Genomic DNA, 22,531 nt, shown 5'->3' with positions numbered 1-22,531 from the left:
CGTCGGGGCCCTCAAGTGGTTGGGTGCGAGAGCGTCACGGCAACCACTGGTCCGATCGCAACGCTGAGCAGGTAGGCGAGGTTGAACAGACCCAGTGCTTCGGCCCGGTGGGAGGCGGATACGACGCCGGCCGCGTGCAGGGCGAGTACGCCTTGGCCGGTCGCGGCGGCCAAGGAGCCGAGCGTCATCGCCGCGAGCAGCAGCGGTACGGCGGTGGTGATCGCCGCCAGCAGCAGCGCGGCGGCGCCGGTGACGAGCAACGTGGCGGCCGCGACGCGGCGTGACACTCGCACGGATGCCGCGACCAGGAACCCGGAGCAGACGCCGCCGATCAGGTAGGGCGCCAGCAGCACGATCCCGCTCCGGGTGCCTGCCCATCCCGCGTGCTGTCGCAGCAGGTCCGGCGCGGCGTAGAGCAGGGCGAAGTTCCCCACTCCCAGCGCGAAGGCCAGCGCGCACGCCGCGAGGAACCGGCCGTTCCGTGCCACCGCAGCAGGCAGGAAGCCGTCCGGACGGACCTTGGTCCGGAACACCAGCAGAGGCAGCAGTACAACGGTGGCCGGGCCGGCCACCAGCGGCCGGTGCGGAATGAGGACGGCTGCGGTGACCAGCATCGCCAGGATGGTCATCCCGAAGACGTCGAACGGCGCCGGCACCGCGTCCGGTGAGGTGGTGCCGCGGCGAGCCGCGGGCACGGCGAGCACCGCCAGCAGCGGCAACGCCAGTGCCGCCTGCCACGAGGAGACGTCGGCGATCAGTGCGCCGGTCAGCGGACCGGTGGCCCCGACGACCGCCAGCGACGCGGCGACCACGCCCATCTGCCGGGCCGAGTCGGCCAGTTTCATCGCGGTCACGGTGAGGCCGGCGGACCCGAGTCCCTGCACCGCCGCACCGGCCACCATCGCAGGCACGCTCGGGATCAGCACGAGGATGAGCGTCCCCGCGGCCACCAGCGCGGACGCGACGGTCAGGACCGCTCGTACGCCGCGACGGGCGAGCAGCGCCGCCAGCAGCGGCGTCCCCAACGCGATCCCCCAGCCGAAGGCGGTCACACCGGCGGTCGCGGCCTGTTCCCCGCTACCCGTCGCGCGCGCCAGGTCGTCGAGCAGCAGTGCCGGTGCGGCAATCCCGAACGACAGCGGACCGGCCAGCAGGGCGAGCCAGGGTGTGGCCACCCGCCCTGGTGCGAGCGGCCTGTGGCGGGCAGCGGCTCGGCGCCGCTGTAGCTGGTCCATGTCGTTCCTCCGGTGTCGGCTCGGTTCAGCCTGCCCGGGGCTCCTTACCACCGGCTGACGGCCGGCTGACGTACGCGTCGGTGACCCCGCGCCGCTTCCCGGTGAGCAGACCGTCGGTCGGCGGACGTTCGCGGGGCGGGACAGCCGGCTGGCTAGTGTGAAGCGATGAGGTTCGGAGTGCTGGGCGACGTCGCGGTGTGGACGTCGGACGGCACACCTGTCGCCGTGCCCGGCCTCAAAGTGCGTGGTCTGCTGGCTGACCTGCTGGTTCACGAGGGGCGCCCGGTGACCGCCGACCGGCTGATCGAGGATCTCTGGGGTGACGAGGCACCCGGCAACGCGCTCGGGGCGCTCCAGACCAAGGTGTCGCAGCTGCGCCGCGCACTGGGGGCGGGCGAGGCGGGCGGCCGTGCGCTGGTCGAGTCCGGTGAAGCCGGCTACCGGCTGCGGACGCCGTCGGAATCGGTCGACGCCGGTCGCTTCGCCGCTCTGTTGGTACGTTCGGGCGCGCAGCGGGAGCCGGCTGTGCGGGCGGCGACGCTGACGGAGGCCCTGTCGCTGTGGCGCGGTTCCCCGTACGCCGAGTTCAGCGACGAGCGGTTCGTCCGCCAGGCGGTCGAGCGGCTCAACGACCAGCGCCTGACCGCGCTGGAGGAGCTGGCCGAGGCCCGGCTCGATCTCGGTGAGCACCACCTGCTCGCCGGGGAACTGACCGACCTGGTCGCACGCCATCCGTGGCGTGAGCGACTACGGGCCGCGCACCTGCGCGCCCTGTACGGCTCGGGACGCCAGCATGAGGCGCTGTTCGCCTACGAGCAGTTCCGTCGGCAGGCGCGCGACGAACTCGGCATCGATCCCGGCAGGGAGTTGGTCGAGCTGCACGGGGCGATCCTGCGCCAGGATCCCGCCCTCCAGCCGCCGGCACCGGCGTCGACTCCGGCCCGGACCAATCTGCCGGCGCCTCTGTCGCCTGGTCCGTACGGCGGGCTGATCGGGCGCGACGGGGCCGTCGAGGCGGTGCGGGAGCGGCTGACGAACGAGCGGCTGGTGACCCTGACCGGTCTGGGTGGGGTGGGAAAGAGCAGGTTGGCGATCGAGGCCGCTCGTGCGCTGGGTGACACGTTCCCCGCTGGATTGTGGCTCGTCGAGCTGGCCGGCCAGCCGTACTGCGGCGACCACGCGACCTGCGCCGAGATCGTCGACATGGTGGCGGCGACGCTCGAGATCCGGGACGACAGCCCGCCCGGCCTGCCCGGTGATCGACCACCGCGCGAGCCGATGGACCGGTTGGTCGCCGCGCTGCGAGGTCGGCGGATGCTGTTGCTGCTCGACAACTGCGAACACGTGGTGGCGCCGGTCGCTCGACTGACCGAGAAGCTTCTCGGCGCCGTGGCCGACCTGCGCATCCTGGCGACGAGCCGCGAGCCGCTCGGGATCCCCGGCGAAGCCGTCTTTCCGGTGCCGCCGCTGACCCTGCCGGAGCCCGGAGCCGGCGCGCGGCAGATCGCCGAGGCTCCGGCGGTTCGACTCTTCGTGGCCCGCGCCCGCGCCACCGAGCCAGGGTTCACCGTCGATCAGCGGAACACGGACGCGGTCGCCGTCATCTGCCGGCGTCTCGACGGCGTACCGCTGGCGCTGGAACTGGCCGCGTCCCGTCTGGCCGTTCTCGACCCGGGCGAGCTGGCGGCACGGCTCGACGATCGCTTCCGGCTGCTGTCATCCGGCCGGCGCACCGCGCCCCCGCGTCAGCAAGGGCTTCGCGCCGTGATCGACTGGAGTTGGGAGTTGCTGTCACCTCCCGAACGCGCGGTGCTGCGCCGGCTCGCGGTCTTCGCCGACGGCGCCACCCTGGCCGCCGCCGAGCAGGTGTGCGGGGGCGGGCAGGTGGCATCGGACGAGGTCCTCGACGTGCTGGCACGCCTGATCGACCGATCGCTGGTCATGGTGCGGAGCGGCGAGACTCCGCGACGCTTTCGGCTGCCGGAGACGGTGGCTGCCTACGGTCTGGAACAGCTCGACAGCGCCGCCGAACTGCCCGCGACTCGTCGCCGTTACGCCACGTGTTTCGCCCGTCTCGCCGAGCAGGCCGCCGGACGGCTACGTGGGCACGATCAGAGTCGTGCGTTACGTGAGCTCGACGCCGAGAGCGCCAACCTCCGGGCGGCACTCGACGTCGCCGCCACCGACGGTCAGGCCCGCGTGGGCTTGGCGCTCGCGACCTCGTTGTCCTGGTACCGCCTGCTCCGGGGTCGATTCGGAGAGGTGAGCCGGTCACTGCGGACGGCGTTGGACATCGTCCCGAGGAGTGAGGACGACGTCGCACCGGACGGCCTGCGGCGACATGCGCAGATGTGGCTGACCGCTCTCGCCACCCGGGACGGCGATCCGACCGCTCCCCGGCAGCGGATCCTGGAGAGCTACCAGGACACCGAGGGGCCGGAGAAGGCGTTCGCGCAGTGGTTGTTCGCCTCCATGATGCTCGGCTCCGGAGATCCGGGCGAGGCCGCCGCCCTGGTCGACGCGGCGCTGGCGGCGTTCCGCGCCGGCGGGGACCGGTGGGGCATCGCCGCCGCCTGCGCCATCCGGGCGGACCTCGCGCTCGTACTCCGCAGCGACCTGCCCGCCGCGCAGCGTGACTGCGAGACCAGCCGGTCGCTGTTCGAGCAGGTGGGCGACCGCTGGGGACAGGTGCATCCGACGAGCCTGTTGGGAACCCTGGCCGAGATCCACGGCGACTACGATCGCGCCGCCACGCGCTATCGGGAGGCGCTGCGCATCGCCGAACACCTGCGGCTGTGGACGTCGGTGTCCCGGCAGCTCGCATGCATCGGCCGGCTCGCCATGTTGAGAGGCGACCTCGACGAGGCCGCCGTCAGTCACAACCGCGCGCTACAGGTGGCCCAGGAACAGTCGAGCCCCTCCGCCGTCGCCTTCGCCGGCACGGGCCTGGCAATGATCGCGCGACGGCGGGGCGACCTCGACGCCGCCGAGACCCAGCAGCGGGATCTGCTCGACTGGAACCGCCGTGCCGGCTTCCTGCCGGGCTGCGCGCTCGCGCTGGCCGAGTTGGGGTTCATCGCGGAGCACCGCGGTGATGCCGTCCTCGCCGAGCGCCACCACCGTGAGTCGCTCGACGCGGCGCGCGCCACCGGGGATCAACGGGCGATCGCCCTGGCTCTCGAGGGCCTTGCCGGGGCCATCAGCCTCGGCGGTGACAGCCGCCCCGCCGCGCGGCTGCTCGCCGCGGCACGGACGCTGCGCGAGGCCGCCGGAGCGCCGCTGCCTCCCGGCGAGCAACACGACGTCCAGCGCATCACCGTCCGCCTCCGGGAGGCGCTCGGCAGCGACGAACTCACAGCCGAGATGAGCCGCGGCGCACAGCTCGACCTCGACGAACAGCCGTTCAGCGGCGTCGGTAAGGGGATCGTCAGCGAACGGTAAGCCTGCTCGGCACGGTTGACCGAGAACCGAGCCGACCCAGGAGGCACCATGCAGACCGATGCCAGGATCGCCGTCATCTACTACTCCGCCACCGGCACCGTGCACCGGCTCGCGCAGGCATTTGTCGACGGAGCCGCGGACGCCGGCGCGGAGGTCCGCCTGCGCCGGGTGGCGGAGTTGGCGCCGGAGCACGTCATCGATGCCAAGCCGCAGTGGCGAGCCCACCTCGACGCCACTGCCGACATCCCGGTCGCCACCCTGGACGACCTCCGGTGGGCCAACGGGTACGCCTTCGGCACGCCGACCCGTTTCGGGAACATCTGCTCCCAGCTGCGCCAGTTTCTCGACACCACGACCGTCCCGTGGCAGGCGGAGGAACTGGCCGACAAGCCGGCGACCGGCTTCACCGCCACCTATGAGGAACACGGCGGCCAGGAGGCGACCCTGCTCAGCCTCTACCAGACCTTCCACCACTGGGGGTCGATCATCCTCCCCACGGGCTACCTGAACTACGACACCGCTCACGCCGCCGGCGGAAACCCGTACGGCGTCAGCCAGGTGGAGAGCCGCGCCGGCCGGGATCCGGAGTACGCCAGAGCTGTCCTCGAGACGGCCTGCTTCCAGGGCGCACGCCTGACCCGGATGGCAGCCGCTCTCGCCGCCGCCCGCACGGACAGCAGGCTCGGGTAGGAGCCAGGCGGCCTTCGCCGATGCCGGCGGAATCCATCGGCGTGGAAGCGGTGCGGATGCGGGAAGTCAAGGACCCGGGTGGGGCCGCGGGCCCGTCGCCCGCCGCCTCGCGGGCGGTCACCACGAAGGTGTACGGAGTGTCAGCGCTCAACCGGCCAGGTCATCGGGTGCCTGTCGGGGCATGCGCCGAAGGTGATCGTGGACAACTGATGCGGGGCGCCGCTTCCTCGCCTAAGCTGCGTTCCATATGCATCGACACTGATCAATGATAGGTGATGGTGGGGTCGAGGCCGACCCCACCAAGCATTCACCGACTCCGATTGGAGTACCCGATGACCTGGCGTCCAACCATCGCCGCACTCACCGGCCTGTGCCTGGCGCTCACCACCGCACAAGGCCCCGCCGGTGCCGCACCCCCGGCATCTCGGGACGCCCCTCATGTGAACGTTCACACCTACCCGTTCACCGGCCCACCCGGCGCTCCACCAGGAGTCTGCCCGGAGGGCGCCGCGTACGGCCCGCCCCTGCCGGCCGGCCTCGTGTCCGCGACGAAGATCCAGAGCGGGTTCTCGTTCCTCGAAGGACCGGTCTGGATCGCCGACGGCGGCTACCTGCTGATGTCGGACATGGCCGCGGCCACCGGGCCGTACAACGTGCAGCCCTCCACGATCCGCCGGTTCACCCCGCCCGCGACCTTCGACACCTTCATCGCCGATGCCGGAAGCAACGGCCTGGCACTCAGTCCCGACGCCCAGCAGATCATCGCCGCCACCCACGACCAGCGGAACGTCTCCGCATACCGGCTGAGCGACCGGACCCGCAGCACCGTCGCCGCCGACCACCAGGGCCGGGCGTTCAACTCACCAAACGACGTCACGGTCCGGTCCGACGGCGTCGTCTACTTCACCGACCCCAACTTCCAGCGCGGCAACCGACCCGACCAGATGAGCGGACGTACCAGTGTCTTCCGCGTCTCCGGCGGCCAGGTGTCGCTTGTGGACGACCGGCTGCGGCAACCCAACGGCATCGCGCTCTCCCCGGACGGCGGCACGCTCTACGTGGGCGCCTACTCCGAGAACAAGATCTACAAGTACGTCGTCCAGCCCGACGGCAGCACGGGCGCCCGCAGCGTCTTCGTGAACTACCTCGGCGGTCCCGACGGGGTCACCGTCGACTGCGCCGGCAACGTGTACTGGGCCTCCGGCTCGGACGGGCTGATCCACGTCTACTCGCCCGCCGGCGCGCAGCTCGGCACGATCCGCTCCGGCGGCACCGGCACCACCAACGTGGCGTTCGGCGGACCCGACCGGCAGACCCTCTACATCACCTCCGGCCGGACGAACGATTCGGGCCTGTACAGCGTGCGGCTCAACGTCCCCGGCTACCCGTACTGACCAAGAAGACCCGGGAAGGAAAGCATCCGTGCGGATCAATCCTCGCCAGTTCCGACACCGCGTACCGCTCGCCCTGCTGATCTGCGCCGGCACCATCCTGACCGGCGTACCCGCCAACGCCGCGACGGCCGCGCCGGCGACCGGGAGCCGGCCGACGGCCCGGCTCGCCGCGGACACCAGCCCGCCCACCCGGCCGACCGGCCTGCGCAGCACCCGGCTGACCTGCCAGTCCGTCACGCTCGCCTGGTACGCCTCCTGGGACAACGTCGGCGTCGCCTTCTACGACATCTACCACGACGGCCAGCTCGTCACCTCGGTCCCGGGCCGGACGCGGACCGCAACGCTCAGCGTCGTGCAGGGTGTCACCTGGGGCTGGTACGTCAACGCCCGCGACGCCGCCGGCAACGTCTCGCAGGCCAGCTCCACGCTCTCGGTCACCCCGCCGTTCTGCCAGCAGGACACGTCTCCGCCCAGCACGCCGACCAACCTGGCCGCGACGGTGAACGGCACGGACGTGACCCTCACCTGGTCGGCCTCCACCGACAACGTCGCGGTCACCGGCTACACCATCCTGCGCAACGGTACGGCGGTCGGCTCCACCACCGGCACCGCCGGCAACCCGCCGGCGACCACGTTCACCGACACCGGGCTGACGCCCGACACCGACTACCGGTACACCGTGACCGCCCGGGACGCCCAGGGCAACGCCTCGGGGGCGAGCGCCGCGGTCACCGCGCACACCGGCTCGGGCTGCACGAGCCCGATCTGCGGCGCCACGGCGATCACCACCGAGAGGGACCTGCCGTGGGGCCTGGTGCAACTGCCCGACGGCACGGTCCTCTACGGCCGGCGCGACCTGTTCGACATCGTCGCCATGAACCCGGACGGCACCGACAAGCGCAGCATCGGCACCGTGCCGAACGTGGCCGGCACCAGCGGCGAGGGCGGCGTGCTCGGGCTGGCCGTCTCGGCCACCTTCACCACCGACCGTTGGCTGTACATCTACCACACCACCACGACCGACAACCGGATCGTGCGCATCCGCTACGACGGCACGCTGCAAACCGACACCAGGCAGGTGCTCGTCACGGGAATCCCGCGCAACAAGTACCACAACGGCGGCCGGCTGCGTTTCGGCCCCGACGGCAAGCTCTACGCCGCCACCGGCGACGGACAGGATCCGGACGTGGCCCAGGACACCGGCAACCTGGGCGGCAAGGTGCTGCGGCTCAACCCCGACGGCACCGTGCCCGCGGACAACCCCTTCGGCAACCACGTGTGGAGCTACGGCCACCGCAACCCGCAGGGACTCGCCTTCGACTCCCAGGGCCGGCTCTTCGAGCAGGAGTTCGGCAACAACGTCATGGACGAGACCAACATCATCGTCAAGGGCGGCAACTACGGCTGGCCCGCCTGCGAGGGCACCTCCGGCGACTGCGCCAACCCGAACTTCAGGGCCCCGATCCGGACGTACCCGGTGGCCGAGGCCTCGTGCAGCGGCATCGCGATCGTCCGGGACGTGCTCTACATCGCCTGCCTGCGTGGCAACCGGATGTACCGTGCGGAGATCAGCGGCAACACGCTCACCAACGTCCAGCAGTACTTCGTCGGGACGTACTTCCGGCTGCGTACCGTCGAACCGACCCTCGACGGCAACCTGTGGCTGACCACGAGCACCGGCGGGGACAAGGACAGCACCCCGAACAACAGCAACGAGAAGATCCTCAAGGTGACCCTCGGCGGGGCGACGTCGGGCCCCACGAGCTGAGGGCGAGCCGGGGATCCGGCACCGCCTGCCCTCGGAGGGTGCCCACGTCGCGCGGGCACCCTCCGAGCGGTCCGGGCCGGTACTGCGGCGGACCGCCGCCGGAGTGTCGACGAGGCAGCAGGTCAGGTGACGCCGATGTTCAGGTAGAAGTGGCCGAGCTTGAGCGACAGAGAGGCGCCTCCGAAGTGGTGAATGACCAGGGCCAACAGGATTACGATCAAGATGCAGACGACGAGCCAGATCAGGGACCACACGAACCTCGGGATCCCGTAGCGACCGACGCGAGCCATCAGGCTCGCCCCCTCGGCGTTGGCGCTGCAGCAGGCGCCGCCACGCATGGCCTTGTCGGCTGTTGATAACTGCGCCCGACGCTAGCGGACGTCTCCATGCCCCCTCCTTCATCGAGGTGTCCGCGAAACTTCCCTACCGAGGCTCGCGTCAAACTGGGGGCGGAGCAGCTGACCATCGGCCGGCCGGGACCTGCCAGATCCGGTAACCGGCTGGCAGCCGCCGACCGGACACCCCTGGCTTGGCATCCCGCGCGTGGGCGAGGTCTCACGCCGAACGGGCGGCGCTACGCCTGAGGGGTCCAAGTCTGATACGGCCAGGTGCCGGCGGCACGAGCCCGGTCCACCAGCTCGGGCGCCCGGGTGGTGACCTCGATGGCGAGCTGTCCTGCATACCCGGCCATCGCTTCCGGGTACGTCCGCAAGGCAACCAGCAGTCGCCCAACTGCGCTGAGACGTTCGACGGCGATTCGCCAGTCCTGACGGTCGACGGCGAGGGCGGCGGTGAGCAGCAGTGTGTTCGCATACTCCCAGGCTGCGCGCTGGTCCAGCACGGCCAGCTCATGACGGATAGCGTAGGCATGTTCGGCCAAGGGCGCCGCGGTCGCTGTCTGCTGGCGTTCGAGCATCGCGGCGGCGAGATTGTGCAGGGCCGTGCCGAGGATTCGACGCAACCTTGGGTAGGCCGCGTCCGCGTCCGCGCAGCGGTCGATGACCTCGGACAGCAGCATGATCTGGTCTTCGTCACGTCCGGTGGCTTCCGCGACCACGGCGGCGTCGACCATGTGAGTGACCGCGTCGGCCAGCGCCTCCCGCTCGGTGGCAGTCCCGCGTAGCAGGCCCTCGTGCCGCCGGACGGCAACGACCACGGACAGCCAGGCAAGGTCCCAGGCGTCGTCGCAGTGGCCGATCCGGTGCCGGAGCATCGCCCGCTGGTAGAGGGCCGCGGACCAGAGGCGCCGGACGTCCCGCCGGGCCGGGTCCGACGTCGCCCCGTCGTACAGGCTCAACTCGTCGGCGAGCTCGGCGAGGACGCGGTCGGCCTCAATGATCTGATCTGCGTCGGCCAGAGAGATCCCTTGATCGAGCCGGGAGGCACAATCGGCGATCACCGACGGGTCAGCGGGCGGGCGGTTGCCGGGTGCACGGCCGGTCACCCGCGACTCCGCCGCCAGCCGAGCCGCGAACCCGCCGGCGGTAACGCCGGATGGTGCGGGCTGGGCCAGCAGGTCCAGGTAGGAGCGGCGGATCCGCCATGCGCCCGAGTCGGGCACCACGAGGTTTGCCGGCGCGGCTTGTCGCAGCTGCGCCAGCGACGCCTCGATCCGCTCTAGTCGCTTCTGCGCTCCGGAACCCTGGAACATCTGTTCCACTGAGTACTGTTCGGTCAGCGCCACCCGCATCAGGTCCGGCCGCCCCAGACTGCTGGCGACCCGCGCGAAGATTCCAAGGGCATCCGCCAGGTCGATCACGGCGGCCGCCTCGCCCGTGTCGCGGGCGAGCCCACGCTGCAGGTCGACCATCTCTGCGGCCAACGGTCCCAGGACGGAGGGGTCCGTCCCGAGTCTCAGGGTGACCAGCCCAGTCAGTGCTGCGGTCCGAGCGCGGCAGGCGTCGAGGCCGTCGGCGGGCCGGGGCGCGACCAACCGCCACACCCGTTCGACGACATCGCGCCCGCGATCGACGAGCCCGATGCCGGCCAGGATCTGGCCCGCCTGCACGGTGCGGACCACGGCATCGGCATGCCAGTCCGGATCGGAGAGCAGATCGCCGGCGAGCGCGATGACCTCCTCGGCCTGTCCCCGCAGCTCAGTGACGTCACCGCCATCGGCGAGCCGTTCCTGAGAGAGGTTCAGAGTGGCGCGGCCCAGAGCGTGCAGCAGACGCCCCGGATCGCCCAGACCACGGGCAGCGGCAACCGCCTGCTCAACGGCCGCCCGGGTGTCCGGGCCGAGACCGGCCCGCGCGGTGATCTCGTCGGCGGCGCTGAGCAGGCGGTCGACCTCGGCAGGTTCGCTCATCACACCTCCAGTGCTGGACGACGAGTTGCCGTGACCAGCTGCGTGCCCGCACTGAGCACCGCGAGCAGCAGTCGACCGATCATGAAACCCGAGGCACCGCCCGCCCCGGCGAGGCAAACCCCGCGCAACGGCGGCGAGCCAGCACGTCGCGATCCGCGCTCATCCACCAGTGACGTGATACGCCGTGAGGGCATGTCGCACTTCTACCAGGAGCCAGAGGAAAGAAGAAGAAGGTCAATGCGGTCTCGCGGATGCCATGAAGTTCTGCGAAGACGCAGATATAATGACATTCGACGCAACCGGCTGCTCGCGGTCACTGCTGCCGGAGCAGCTGCAACCGACCCCGCAGACGGGGCGTGCATCGAGCGTCACAGCGGGGCCTGGGCGAGGTCTCGGCGGGCTCGAACGGCCCGGGGCCAGGTCCATGCGGTGCGCAGGATGAAGGCCAGGAGCAGCAGCTCGAGCCCGATGGAGAAGCCGTAGAAGTAGAGGTAGCTCCAGGACTCGCCGGCCGCGTTGTACACCGTGACGGGGATGTAGAGCGTTGCCACGACGAGGTTGGTGGCGCGGTTGACGCGGGCGGGGAGTGTCGCGGAGAGCAGGATCATGAGGATCGGGACGGCCATGAGTGTGAGCGCGAGGGCGACGAAGGTTGGGCCGGTGTCGAACTCGTGCACCGTGCCGGCCAGGATGTCGTCGATGAAGCCGGGCTTGTACAGGGCGAGGTAGTCGACGTAGATGTAGAGGAACATGAAGCTGGCCCAGGCCGCGGCAAGCTTCGCCTGGACCGGGATGTGCGCCTCCCGGAGCGCACCGGCTGATCTGTCGGTTCTGGTCATCACGTCTCCTGTTTGCTGGCGTCAGCCGGGTCGGCTCACTCGATGTCTCAACACTGACCAGCGTTGGCAGGCGCCACATCCGCTTGCGGGCTCGGGCTGTCCTGGTCCCAGGCGCGGGACACTCGCCGTACTTTCGGCTGATCCGCCCGAGGGGCGGCCCCCTTACGTTCTGCGGAAAGGGGGAAGCATGCTTGCTGGGATCTGGGCTGAGCCTCGCCCCACAGGTGCGCCGGTGCGGGTGTGGCGGGACTGGGCGCTGTCCTCGGCTCTTGTCGTGATCTCGGTCGTCGAGGTGCTGCTGCGCGACCACAGGGCATGGGCGCTGCTGCTGGTCGGTGTCAGCGTCGTGGTCGCGGCGTGCCTGCTGTATCGACGCACGCGACCGCTGGCCGCAGTAGCCGTTGCCTTCGGAACCGTTCTCGCCTTCGACATCGCGAGGATCGCGGTAATCGACGCCACCGGCCTGCTGGGCATCGCAGGGCTGCTCGTGTTGCCCTACGCCCTGCTGCGCTGGGGGGCAGGGCGCGAGGCTGCCTTCGGACTCGGCATCATCCTCGTCTGGCTGCCCGTCACCCTCGTCGCGGAGCAGACCTCACCCGCGGAGAGGGTCGCCGGTTACGGCTTCTTCCTGTGCTCGGCCGCGCTCGGAGCGGCAGTGCGCTACCGCACCAGGAGCCACGACCGCGACGTCGAGCAGGTCCGGCTCCATCAGCGCAACGAACTCGCCCGCGAGCTGCACGACACGGTCGGCCATCACGTCTCGGCCATCGCCGTCCAGGCACAGGCAGGTCGCGCGCTGGCCGCCGCAGATCCGGAGCGCGCGCTGGCCACCCTGGTCACCATCGAGGAGGAGTCGTCCCGGACGCTCAGGGAGATGCGAGCCCTCGTGGGCGTGCTGCGCGACGGTACGGACGCCGATCTCGCCCCTCGGCGAGGGGTGGCGGACATCGAACGACTCGCTCGTCCCGGCGGCGAGGTGCTGGGCGTCCGCGTGCAGGTCTCCGGTGACGTCGAGGCCGTTGAGCCGGCAGTCGGCACCGCCCTCTACCTGATCGCCGCCGAGGCGGTCACCAACGCGACCCGCCACGCCCGCGGCGCCACCGGAGTCACCGTCGACGTCACCGCATCCCGCGACCAGGTGCACCTGCGGGTGCACGATGACGGCGAGGCGACCACGACCAGCTCCCCGCACGCCGGCTACGGGCTGCGCGGCATGGCCGAGCGGGCGAGCCTGCTCGGCGGCACCCTCCGGGCGGGACCTGCCCCGGACGGCGGCTGGAGCGTCGACGCCTCGCTGCCTCGGACAGCGCTGACGTCATGACCATCCGCGTGCTTGTCGCTGACGACCAGGACATCGTCAGAGCAGGGCTCTGCATGATCCTGAACGCCCAACCGGGCATCGCCGTCGTCGGCGACGCCGCCGACGGCCGCCGGGCGATCTCCATGGCCCGTGCGCTGCGTCCCCATGTGTGCCTGCTGGACATCCGCATGCCCGAGGTCGACGGAATCGAAGCCACCCGCCAGCTCGCCGGGGCCGACGTCGCCGACCCTCTGGCCGTCGTCGTCATCACCACCTTCGACCTCGACGAGTACGTCTACGGGGCGCTCAAGGCGGGCGCCCGAGGCTTCCTCCTCAAGGACGCCGGCGCCGAGATGCTCGCCCAGGCCGTCCATGCCGCCGCCCGAGGTGACGCCCTCATCGCACCGAACATCACCGCGAGGCTCCTGTCCTCCTTCGCGAACAGCCGCCCGCGCTCGGTGCCACCTGAACCTGTCGAGCCGCTGACCGCTCGCGAGGAACAGGTCCTGCTGGCTGCCGCTCGCGGCCGGACCAACAGCGAGATCGGCGATGAGCTGTCCATCAGCCTCAGCACCGTCAAGACCCACATCGCCGCCCTGATGCGCAAGCTCAACGCCCGCAACCGCGTCGAGATCGTGATGTGGGCCTACGAGACACGCCGCGTCGGCACCTGATCGGCGCCCGCAGGCTCGGGTCGCGGAGAACCAACGCCGACCGCTTCGGTGTGAGCTGTCGGCGAGATGGCCGGGTCAGGCTCGATGCGAGGTCAGAGGGCCTGGTGCGACTCGTCCCGACCGGGCTCGGCTCGCACGCTTGCGGTACTTCGCTGCTGCACTACCGGCATGAGGTGGCCGGTTTCCCTGGTCCAGCCGAGGAAGCGGCGGTGCAGCACGCCGGCCGGCGTCCAGGGCATGTCCTCGGTGGCCTGAACGAGGTAGGCACCGAGGTAGAGGGCCAGCGACACCGGCGCATCCATGAACTCCGCCCGCAGCTCCCGCTTCCGGGTCGGGCAGGGCCAGGGCAGGTCGCAGCCGCCGCAGCTCCAGACCGGCATGACCGGGCCGTGGGTGGTCACCGCACACCCTCCAGGAACCGCGCGGTGATCGCCCGCGCCTGCCGGCTGGTCGCCCATTCCACCTGCCAACAGGGGTACGGAGTCAGTCGCGCCCACCACAGTCGGCAGCCGACACACATGCCGTCGAGCCCTCGAACGTGTACCGCGAGGATCGCCTGTTCCTGCCCGCCGGTCACTGCTCGCCCTCCTGTGGCCAGTGGCCACGATTGATCGGTATCCGGTGCCGGGCGTGGCAGGGCAGGTCGGACCCGCAGCGGCAGATGCGCCGCCAGAGCCGCCACGACCACACCGGCCGGTGCCGTCGGGCAAGAGTCAGCGCTGTGGCAAAAAGGTATTCGTCATACGAGACGCGCCGCTCTCGCGACATCGATGTGTCCCCGACACCCGCCGGGGCCTGTTGCCCGCCGCGCGCCTGGTCCAGCAACCGCCGCCGGGCGATGTCCTGCTCCATCATCTGGATGCGCTGCCCGACGCCGTACGCCGCCGGAATCGACGGGAGGTACCGGCCCACGAGTCGCCGCAGGAGCCCGATAGGCACCGTCATCTTCTGGCCCTCCATGATGAGGGCACGAAGGGGCACCTGCTGATGTGCCTCGATCCGCGCCCGGTTCAGTGAGGTCCAGCGTCACGCCGCGCGCGTCTACGATCCAGAAGGTGACTGTCCGCTAACTAGGTGTGCTGTCCGCTATTGATCGCCCGCCCGGCGCGTACTCGACGCACAGTTCACGGAACATCGCGGCCTCGGGCACTCCGAGATCCTCAACCTTTGCCAGCAGTTCCGCGGCTCGCCACCAGTTCGACGGCACCACTCGCCCGGATGCCACGGCCTGCGCCCCGAGCGCAACCGCTTCGTCCGGCTGACCGGCGGCGACAAGGGCAAGTCCGAGGTCGAGACGCGCCGATGCCGACCGGCGTGGCCGCGCTCCCCCATCGCCGTGCGGATCCAGATCGGCCAGTACGGCCCGAGCCACCTGCTCGGCGCCCGGGTCACCAGCCCATGCCAAAGTCGTGGCCGTGTAGGCGGCGGCCTTGGCAGGGTCGTAGCGATAGTGATGCTCGGCTCGCTCGGGAACGGGCAAGTTCGCCGCCAACCGCTCTACCCGATCCAGGGTTCGTCGGGTAGCAGCAACGTCTCCGATGCGAGCCCATGCACGGGCCTCCTGAGCAGTCGCCTGGATCCTGGCAGAGCTGCCCGGAGGCGCGACCCGTTGCGCCTGCTGGGAAAGATCGAGCGCTGAACGGTGGTCACCTTGCGTCAACACGTCCCAAGCTCGCGTCTCCAGACACCACGCCTGGATCTCGGGATGCTCGGCATGTTCAGCAAGCTCACGAGCGGCTCGCAGGTGAGCAGCCGCAGAATTCCGCTGCCGCAGGTCGATGTGAACCGTGGCCCTCAGCACCGCGAGCCAACCGCCGGCAACCAGCAGCCGCCGCTGTTGAGCAAGCGTTAGCCGCCCGTCGAGCAGCCGCACCACATAGGAGAGGTGCCGCCGCACCAACGGCAACAGATCCGCCGGGGCCATCGTCGGATAGGAGCTGGCGAGGTCGTCAACGCCCTGCTCGATCCGTTCGAGCGTGTCGTTGCTGACATCACTGGCGGCGACTCTCGCCCGCAACTCGCCTGCCTCGGCCGCATGGTCGATCGGCGCATCAACCAGCCGAGCAAGCACTCCCCCGGCATCCAAAACCCGGTCCAGGTGGCGGGCTGTGTCGACCGTCGGGGCTTTGAGCCCTGCCTCCAACTCGTGCAGATGGCTCTTACTCCGGTGAGCGAGTTGCCCGAGAGACCGAAGCGACAGGCCACGCCGCTCCCGAGACTCCCGCAGAGCTACCCCAAAGCGCGGATCGACGGACGAGGCCATAGCGTCGCTCCCAGCTCAAGAGGCCTGGCGAATCAGCAGGCCGCCACCCCATCGACGGTACCCCGACTCTTCCCACGTGGACGCCCCAGGCTGCTCGCTTCTCAGTGAAGTGGCCTTGGGACCCACCGCACCCGCGGATCAAACAGTGATCTCTTCGGCGTGAACGACGATCTCACGTATCAGCCGTGCTCCCAGCGTGCCAACTGATGCCGTACGGTGCACCGCTGCCCTCGCGCAACATCATCCAATGATCGACAACGTGGCCCTTCTTGCTGACTCCGAGCTGACGCTGAGCTAGACGCCAGCGGGACTGTGCATGCTCGTGTCGGCTCCGCCTGAAAACTGACCCCGTGGTTCCGGCTGAATTTTGACCCCTTCCGGAAGCATCGGGAGGTGCTGAGCGTGGAGGACTGGGCGGAGATCCGTCGGTTGTACCGGGCGGAGCGGATGGCGATCAAGGCCATCTGCCGTCGGCTGGGGGTCTCGCGGAACACGGTGCGTAAGGCTTTGGCCAGTCATGAGCCGCCTCGCTATCAGCGGGCGGCGAAGGGTTCGATCGTGGACGCGGTGGAGCCGCAGATCAGGGCGTTGTTGGCGGAGTTCCCGGACATGCCGACGACGGTGATCATGGAGCGGGTCGGGTGGACTCGCGGCAAGACGGTGTTCTCTGATCGGGTGCAGCAGCTGCGGCCGTTGTTCCGCCGGCCGGATCCGGCTCAGCGGACGGAGTATCTGCCGGGTGAGCTGGCGCAGTGTGATCTGTGGTTCCCGCCGGCGGACGTGCCGTTGGGCTTCGGGCAGGTCGGTCGGCCGCCGGTGCTGGTGATGGTGTCGGGGTATTCGCGGTGGCTGTCTGCGGTGATGATCCCGTCGCGGCAGTCGCCGGACCTGCTGGTCGGACACTGGACGCTGATCTCCGGCTGGGGGCGGGTGCCCAAGGCGTTGGTGTGGGACAACGAGTCCGCCGTCGGGCAGTGGCGGGCCGGCAGGCCGCAGCTGACCGAGGCGATGAACGCCTTCCGCGGCACCCTCGGCATCAAGGTGATCCAGTGCCGGCCGGCGGACCCGGAATCGAAGGGCCTGGTCGAACGGGCCAACGGCTATCTGGAGACCTCGTTCCTGCCCGGACGCCGGTTCGGTTCACCCGGCGACTTCAACGCTCAGCTGTCCGAGTGGTTGGTGCGGGCGAACAACCGCCAGCACCGGATGCTGGGCTGCCGCCCGGCGGAGCGGTGGGACGCCGACCGGCAGGTGATGCTGCCGCTGCCGCCGGTCGCGCCGGTGGTCGGGTGGCGGCAGGCCACCCGGCTGCCCCGCGATCACTACGTCCGCTTGGACGGCAACGACTACTCGGTGCACCCGTCAGTGGTCGGCCGGCGGGTCGAGGTCACCGCCGACTGCGACCACGTGACGGTGCTCTGCGACGGCCGACCGGTGGCCCGGCACGACCGTTGCTGGGCCAAGCATCAGAGCATCACCGACCCCGCCCACCGCCAAGCCGCCGCCGATCTGCGCATCGCCGCCCAACGCACCCCGACGGCCGCCGTCGACGCCCAAGTCGAACGCCGGCCGTTGAGCGACTACGACCGGATGTTCGGCCTGGACGAGGTGGCTGCGTGATGGCCGCCAAGACCAGCCGCAACGTCGCATCCGAGATCGCGTTCCTCACCCGTGCCCTGAAGGCGCCGTCCCTGGCCGCGTCGGTGGAGCGCCTGGCGGAGCGGGCCCGGGCAGAGTCGTGGACGCATGAGGAGTTCCTCGCCGCCTGCCTGCAACGCGAGGTCGCCGCCCGCGAAGCCCACGGCGGAGAAGGACGCATCCGGGCAGCCAGGTTTCCGGCCCGCAAGAGCCTGGAGGAGTTCGACTTCGACCACCAACGGTCGTTGAAGCGGGAGACCATCGCCCATCTGGGAACCCTCGACTTCATCACCGGCCGAGAGAACGTCGTCTTCCTGGGCCCGCCCGGCACCGGCAAAACCCACCTGTCCATCGGCCTCGGGATCCGGGCCTGCCAGGCAGGACACCGGGTCGCGTTCGCCACCGCCGCCCAGTGGGTGTCCCGCCTGGCTGATGCCCACCACGCCGGCCGCCTGCAAGACGAACTGGTCAAACTCGGCCGGATCCCGCTGCTGATCGTCGACGAGGTCGGCTACATCCCCTTCGAAGCCGAAGCCGCGAACCTGTTCTTCCAGCTCGTCTCCAACCGCTACGAACGAGCCACCCTGATCGTCACCAGCAACAAGCCCTTCGGCCGCTGGGGCGAAGTGTTCGGCGACGATGTCGTCGCCGCAGCCATGATCGACCGCCTCGTTCACCACGCCGAGGTGATCTCGATGAAGGGCGACAGCTACCGACTCAAAGACCGCGACCTCGGCCGCGTCCCCGCAGCCACCAAGACCAACGACTGAACATCAACAACCAACGAGGGGGTCAAAATTCGGCCGGAACAGAGGGGTCAAAGTTCAGCCGGCGTTGACAGCTCGCATGCGTGCCGCTTGCACCAGCAGCCGAGGTTGCTCGGGTTGGACCAGCGACGCAATCCATGAAGGCTGACACTGCGCAACTCGTGCGCCTACGCTCTGCACATGTCGACCACCGAGCAGGCCTCGACCAGTGACTGGCAAGGGCTGGAGCCTGACACGGACCCAACCCGCCCAAAGGCTATCGATTGGCAGAGTTATGCCGATGAGGTCATGTCGCAGTGGTACGACCTCCTGAAGACGGACCCGGAGGAGTCCACCGTCCAAGACTTCCTAGAACTGCACCCGGCCATGCTCCCTGGCGGCAGCGGCGACATCGGGCCGGGTGGGCACCACGGCAGCGAAATGTCTGCCGTCTTCCGGCGACCCGCGCTCGCCGGGGCCGGGCCGAGTTATGAACCGGATTTCATGTGGGTAACGCGGACGGCCGCTTCCCGCGAGGTTGGGCAGATCTGCGCCCGGAGGCGATGGACTTCGCCTCTCGCCAGGTCAAGGCGGAGCCGGGTTACTTGGCGTTCTACGGAGACCAGGGCCAGCGGATCCATCACACCCCCAATCGGCTAGATCAACCCGACAACGCACCCAGAATCCAATCCACGGATTCAGGCTAAGGTCCGGTCCGGCAGCGGAACAGGGGCGCAGGACCTGCGGCAGGGTGGGGCGAGCGCCCCACCCTGCCGTTGAACTCAGCCGATCTGCAGGGTCACGTCGTCCAGCACGAAGCTGGTCTGCAGGTAGGCGTCCTCGGTGCCGGTGAAGGTCAGCGTGACCGTCTGGCCGGCGTACGCGCCGAGGTTGACGGTGCGCTGCGTGTAGCCCGTGGCAGCGTTCATGTTGGACAGCGACGCCACGGTGGTGCCGTTGGCCTTGATCGTGAACACGTCGTAGGCGAGCGCCCCGTACTCGCTCGTGTCGATGTGCAGCCAGTAGGTCAGTACCGCACTGGTGCAGCCCGACGGGATGGTGACGGTCTGGCTGATGGCCTCGGTCGCGGTGTAGCCGTTTCCGCCGAGCCACGCGTACCGGGTGCCGCTGCGCGGCACCTGCCCGATAGAGGTGCCGATCACGCCGGTGGAGCCGGTCCACGGCGAGGTGCCGCTTTCGAACCCGCCGTTGAGGATCAGCTGGGCGGCGGTGCAGCCGCCCGGCCCGCCGGTCACGGTCAGCGTGTACGTGGTGCTGTGCGTCGCCGAACCCGAGCCGGTGATGGTGATGGTGTAGGTGCCGCCGGCCACCGACGAGCCGACCGCGATGGTGGCGGTCGACGAGCTGCCGGAGGTGACCGACGCCGGGCTGAACGAGACCGTCACGCCCGTGGGGGCGCCGCTGGCGGTCAGGTTCACCGTCTGGGCGCTGCCCGAGGTGGTGGCGGTGCCGACGGTGGTCGTGGTGCTGGACCCCGCGTTCACGGTGCCCGACGCGGGGCTGGCCGAGATCGAGAAGTCGTCGGTCGGGGTGGACGTGCCGACGGCCCGGTTCCACAGCGTGTAGGCGATGCCGTCGGCGGCCCGGTCCAGGCCGGTGGCGTTGATGTTGCTGGTGGTGTCGCACGACGAGTGGTAGCAGGAGTCGTACGCCTGACCGGCGGTGCCGCCCCACTTCGACGCCTGGGCCGAGGTCTTGGTGGCGCTGGCGCCCATGGCGTAGCCGGAGGTCGGGATGCCCGCGTTCTGGAACGAGTAGTCGTCGGAGCGACCCTGGCCCTCGACGTTCTCCTCCGGCTGCAGGCTGAGGCTGTCCCAGTACGCCTTCATCGGCTGCGACGCGGTCGAGCTGATGTTGTTGATGAAGTAGCCGCCGTTCTTCGACCCGATCATGTCGAAGTTGTAGTAGGCCTTGATCGCGGTCCGCTGGGTGCTGGTGAGGGAGTTGACGTAGAACTTCGAGCCGTTGAGGCCCTGCTCCTCGTCGGTCCACCAGCCGAAGCGGACCTTGTTCAGCATGGTCGGGTTCTGCGCGGCGAGCGCGAGGGCGACCTCGAGCAGCGCCGCCGAGCCGGAGCCGTTGTCGTTGATGCCGGGACCGGCCGAGACGCTGTCCAGGTGGGCGCCGAACATGTAGACGTTGCTGGCGTTGCCGCCGGGCCACTCGGCGATCAGGTTCGGGCCGGCGCCGCTGGTGCAGCCCGAGGTGCAGGGCTGCTCGGTGACGGTGAAGCCGGCGGTCTGCAGCTTGCCCTTGACGTACGCCACCGACTGCAGATAGCCCTGGCCGGTCGAGCGGCGGTTGCCGCCGTTGTTGGTGGCGATGGTGTTGAGCTGGGTCAGGTGCGCCTGCACGTTGGACACGCTGATGTCCGGGGCGGTGCCGCCGGGGGTGCCGCCGTTGACCGTCAGCGTGTACTGCGCGGTGTGGGTGACCGAACCGGTGCCGGTCACGGTGATCGTGTACGTGCCGGCGGCGGCGCCGGATGTGGTCGCCACCGTCATGGTGGAGCTGCTGCCCGAGGTCACCGACGACGGGCTGAACGACACGGTGACCCCCGACGGGGCGCCCGAGGAGGTCAGCGACACGGTCTGCGCGCTGCCGGAGACGGTCGCGGTGTTGACCGTCGCGGTGACCGAGGAGCCCGCGTTGACGCTGCCCGAGGTGGGGCTGACCGAGACGGAGAAGTCGGTGCTGGAACCGGTGCAGGTCGGGTCGCCGGTCTGGGCCGGGACCGCGACCGCGTTCCACGCGTCCTTGGTCCGGTTGAACAGGACGCACGAGGAGTCCAGGTTCTTCGCGGCGGTCAGGGTCGCGGTGCGGTACTTCTTGTGGGTCATGCCGGAGGTCTTCAGCAGCATGCCGCCGTAGAAGATCTTTCCGGCGGACTGGATGCCCACGCCGGTGACCGACGACGGGCCGCCCGAGCAGATGGGGCTGTTCGGCTTGCCGCCGCCCGGCGCGCTGCCCTCGGCGAGCAGGTAGAACCAGTGGTTGAGCGGACCTGCGGCCGCGTGTACCTCCGTGTTCGGGATCGACGAGGAGTAGCAGTTCGGGTGGCCGCCGACCAGCGAGGGGTTGTACATGTTGCGGATCGGGCCGTCGCCGACGAGGTCGATCTCCTCACCGACCAGGTAGTCGGGTTCGTCGTAGGCGCTGGACTGGTTGGCGTATGCCTCGGTCAGGGCGCCGAAGATGTCGCCGGTGGCTTCGCCGAGGCCGGCTTCGGAGCTGGTGCCGCCGGGGGTGTTCTGGTCGAGGCCGTGGCCGAACTCGTGGCCTACCACGTCCATCGAGGAGATCCAGTTGCCCGCCTGGTTCTTGCCGATGGTGATCGTCGAGCCGTCCCAGTAGGCGTTCTGCTCGTTCAGGCCCACCTTGATCGGCCAGCTGCCGCCGTTGCCGTTGTGGCCGTTGCGGCCCAGCCAGCCCGACAGCATGTCCCATTCCTTCTGCGCCGAGTACAGGGCGTCGACGCAGCCGGTCTCCTTGCTGGTGCCCACTCCGTTGCCCCAGCTGTCGTCCGGGCCGGAGAAGACGGTGTTGGTGCTGTAGTCCTGGCAGTTCAGGCCGGAGCGGGTGGTGTCGCGCAGGTAGTAGGTGCTGCCCGACTGCGACGTGGTGATCGACAGCGGACTGGGCCCGTTCCACTTGCCGGTGCCGGAGCCCGCCGCGGCGTCCTCCTGCTTGGCCAGCACCTGGCCGGTGCGCGCGTCCACGAAGACGTGCAGGTGGCTGGGCGCCGAGGCGGTGCGTCCGGCGACGACGACCTCCCACGCGAGGCGGGCGGTGCTGTCCTTGACGTGCACCACCAGGGTGCGCGACTCGACCCGGTCGACCTTCGCGAGCAGGCTCTTGGCGGTCTGCTCGGCACGGTCGACGGCGACGGTCGGCACCACGGAGACGTTGATCTTCGTCTTGGTGGCGGCGGAGATCGCCCGGATCGCACCCTTGCCGTCGGCGAGCACGGCGGCGTCGCCGCCGACCACCGGCAGGCCCCGGTAGGTGCGCTCGTAGGCGATGGAGAACAGCCCGTCGACCCACGGGATCACCATGCGCCGGTCGTACTGCTCGAAGGGGCCTTTGGCCAGCGCGTCGTGACCGCCGTCGGCAGCGCGGTCGGCTGCAGAGATCGCCAGCGACAGCGGGCTCTGCGCAACCGTGGGTGTAGGGGGCGGGGTGGCTGCGGTCGACTGGGTGGCCACCCCGGTCAC

At 70.0% G+C, this 22,531-nt stretch carries 16 protein-coding genes; 8 read left to right on the top strand and 8 right to left on the bottom strand.

Features of this window, described 5'->3' with window-relative positions; all coding sequences use genetic code 11:
• Positions 1 to 11 precede the first annotated feature (11 nt).
• Positions 12 to 1,175 carry an MFS transporter gene (locus O7546_RS07380; protein ID WP_281600638.1) on the bottom strand — a complete coding sequence of 388 codons (1,164 nt, stop codon included), beginning with the start codon at positions 1,173 to 1,175 and terminating at the stop codon, positions 12 to 14.
• A 225-nt stretch (positions 1,176 to 1,400) separates the two neighbouring features.
• Between O7546_RS07380 and O7546_RS07375 the strand changes: the two genes are divergently transcribed.
• The 4 genes from O7546_RS07375 to O7546_RS07360 all read left to right on the top strand — a co-directional run bounded on the left by O7546_RS07375 (position 1,401) and on the right by O7546_RS07360 (position 8,528).
• Positions 1,401 to 4,676 (top strand): BTAD domain-containing putative transcriptional regulator, encoded by a 3,276-nt coding sequence (locus O7546_RS07375; RefSeq protein WP_281600637.1) that lies wholly within the window; start codon positions 1,401 to 1,403, stop codon positions 4,674 to 4,676.
• Positions 4,677 to 4,724: 48 nt separating this feature from the next.
• Positions 4,725 to 5,366, top strand: a complete 642-nt coding sequence (gene wrbA, locus O7546_RS07370) for an NAD(P)H:quinone oxidoreductase (RefSeq protein ID WP_194800745.1) — start codon at positions 4,725 to 4,727, stop codon at positions 5,364 to 5,366.
• A gap of 440 nt (positions 5,367 to 5,806) precedes the next feature.
• Positions 5,807 to 6,760, top strand: a complete 954-nt coding sequence (locus tag O7546_RS07365; RefSeq protein WP_281600636.1) for an SMP-30/gluconolactonase/LRE family protein — start codon at positions 5,807 to 5,809, stop codon at positions 6,758 to 6,760.
• 28 nt (positions 6,761 to 6,788) lie between these two features.
• Positions 6,789 to 8,528: a PQQ-dependent sugar dehydrogenase gene (locus O7546_RS07360; protein WP_281600635.1), complete on the top strand. Its 1,740-nt coding sequence runs from the start codon at positions 6,789 to 6,791 to the stop codon at positions 8,526 to 8,528.
• A gap of 122 nt (positions 8,529 to 8,650) precedes the next feature.
• On the opposite strand, the gene O7546_RS07355 is transcribed toward O7546_RS07360, so the two are convergent.
• The 3 genes from O7546_RS07355 to O7546_RS07345 all read right to left on the bottom strand — a co-directional run bounded on the left by O7546_RS07355 (position 8,651) and on the right by O7546_RS07345 (position 11,675).
• Entirely contained in the window at positions 8,651 to 8,866 is a 216-nt protein-coding gene (locus O7546_RS07355; protein ID WP_194800743.1) for a hypothetical protein, read from the bottom strand.
• Between the two features lie 236 nt (positions 8,867 to 9,102).
• The gene (locus tag O7546_RS07350; RefSeq protein WP_194800741.1) at positions 9,103 to 10,836 is read right to left on the bottom strand and encodes a hypothetical protein; all 1,734 of its coding nucleotides are present in this window, start codon (positions 10,834 to 10,836) and stop codon (positions 9,103 to 9,105) included.
• A gap of 368 nt (positions 10,837 to 11,204) precedes the next feature.
• Positions 11,205 to 11,675 carry a DUF6326 family protein gene (locus tag O7546_RS07345; protein ID WP_194803503.1) on the bottom strand — a complete coding sequence of 157 codons (471 nt, stop codon included), beginning with the start codon at positions 11,673 to 11,675 and terminating at the stop codon, positions 11,205 to 11,207.
• Positions 11,676 to 11,907: 232 nt separating this feature from the next.
• Between O7546_RS07345 and O7546_RS07340 the strand changes: the two genes are divergently transcribed.
• Complete coding sequence (locus O7546_RS07340; RefSeq protein ID WP_281600634.1) at positions 11,908 to 12,996, top strand: histidine kinase; 1,089 nt, start codon at positions 11,908 to 11,910, stop codon at positions 12,994 to 12,996.
• A complete protein-coding gene (locus O7546_RS07335; protein ID WP_194803501.1) occupies positions 12,993 to 13,649 on the top strand; it encodes a response regulator transcription factor in 657 nt (218 codons plus the stop codon). The genes O7546_RS07340 and O7546_RS07335 overlap by 4 nt, the downstream gene beginning before the upstream one ends.
• A gap of 92 nt (positions 13,650 to 13,741) precedes the next feature.
• On the opposite strand, the gene O7546_RS07330 is transcribed toward O7546_RS07335, so the two are convergent.
• The 3 genes from O7546_RS07330 to O7546_RS07320 all read right to left on the bottom strand — a co-directional run bounded on the left by O7546_RS07330 (position 13,742) and on the right by O7546_RS07320 (position 15,912).
• On the bottom strand, positions 13,742 to 14,050 hold the full coding sequence (locus O7546_RS07330) for a hypothetical protein (protein ID WP_269696411.1): 309 nt from the start codon (positions 14,048 to 14,050) through the stop codon (positions 13,742 to 13,744).
• Complete coding sequence (locus O7546_RS30735; RefSeq protein WP_332367430.1) at positions 14,047 to 14,385, bottom strand: hypothetical protein; 339 nt, start codon at positions 14,383 to 14,385, stop codon at positions 14,047 to 14,049. The genes O7546_RS07330 and O7546_RS30735 overlap by 4 nt, the downstream gene beginning before the upstream one ends.
• Before the next feature lie 330 nt (positions 14,386 to 14,715).
• Positions 14,716 to 15,912, bottom strand: coding sequence for a helix-turn-helix transcriptional regulator (locus O7546_RS07320; protein WP_194803498.1), 1,197 nt, complete (start codon positions 15,910 to 15,912; stop codon positions 14,716 to 14,718).
• 393 nt (positions 15,913 to 16,305) lie between these two features.
• On the opposite strand from O7546_RS07320, the gene istA reads away from it, so the two are divergent.
• Positions 16,306 to 17,532, top strand: a complete 1,227-nt coding sequence (gene istA / locus O7546_RS07315; RefSeq protein WP_281600164.1) for an IS21 family transposase — start codon at positions 16,306 to 16,308, stop codon at positions 17,530 to 17,532.
• Positions 17,532 to 18,320, top strand: a complete 789-nt coding sequence (gene istB / locus O7546_RS07310; RefSeq protein WP_281600163.1) for an IS21-like element helper ATPase IstB — start codon at positions 17,532 to 17,534, stop codon at positions 18,318 to 18,320. Before istA ends, istB begins: the two co-directional genes overlap by 1 nt.
• A gap of 758 nt (positions 18,321 to 19,078) precedes the next feature.
• Here the strand turns inward: istB and O7546_RS07305 are convergent.
• Positions 19,079 to 22,522 carry a M28 family peptidase gene (locus tag O7546_RS07305; protein ID WP_281601146.1) on the bottom strand — a complete coding sequence of 1,148 codons (3,444 nt, stop codon included), beginning with the start codon at positions 22,520 to 22,522 and terminating at the stop codon, positions 19,079 to 19,081.
• Positions 22,523 to 22,531: the final 9 nt, after the last annotated feature.

Source organism: Micromonospora sp. WMMA1976, from assembly GCF_027497335.1.
Classification (GTDB): domain Bacteria; phylum Actinomycetota; class Actinomycetes; order Mycobacteriales; family Micromonosporaceae; genus Micromonospora; species Micromonospora aurantiaca.
Note: the sequence above shows the minus strand (reverse complement) of the source record. Positions and strands in the feature narration are given on the sequence as shown.

Excerpts from the sequence above, each read along its gene's own strand:
- O7546_RS07350 (WP_194800741.1), bottom strand. The coding sequence starts at position 10,836 with ATGAGCGAACCTGCCGAGGTCGACCGCCTGCTCAGCGCCGCCGACGAG.
- istB (WP_281600163.1), top strand. The coding sequence starts at position 17,532 with ATGGCCGCCAAGACCAGCCGCAACGTCGCATCCGAGATCGCGTTCCTC.
- wrbA (WP_194800745.1), top strand. The coding sequence starts at position 4,725 with ATGCAGACCGATGCCAGGATCGCCGTCATCTACTACTCCGCCACCGGC.
- O7546_RS07335 (WP_194803501.1), top strand. The coding sequence starts at position 12,993 with ATGACCATCCGCGTGCTTGTCGCTGACGACCAGGACATCGTCAGAGCA.
- O7546_RS07345 (WP_194803503.1), bottom strand. The coding sequence starts at position 11,675 with ATGACCAGAACCGACAGATCAGCCGGTGCGCTCCGGGAGGCGCACATC.
- O7546_RS07320 (WP_194803498.1), bottom strand. The coding sequence starts at position 15,912 with ATGGCCTCGTCCGTCGATCCGCGCTTTGGGGTAGCTCTGCGGGAGTCT.
- O7546_RS07355 (WP_194800743.1), bottom strand. The coding sequence starts at position 8,866 with ATGCGTGGCGGCGCCTGCTGCAGCGCCAACGCCGAGGGGGCGAGCCTG.
- O7546_RS07375 (WP_281600637.1), top strand. The coding sequence starts at position 1,401 with ATGAGGTTCGGAGTGCTGGGCGACGTCGCGGTGTGGACGTCGGACGGC.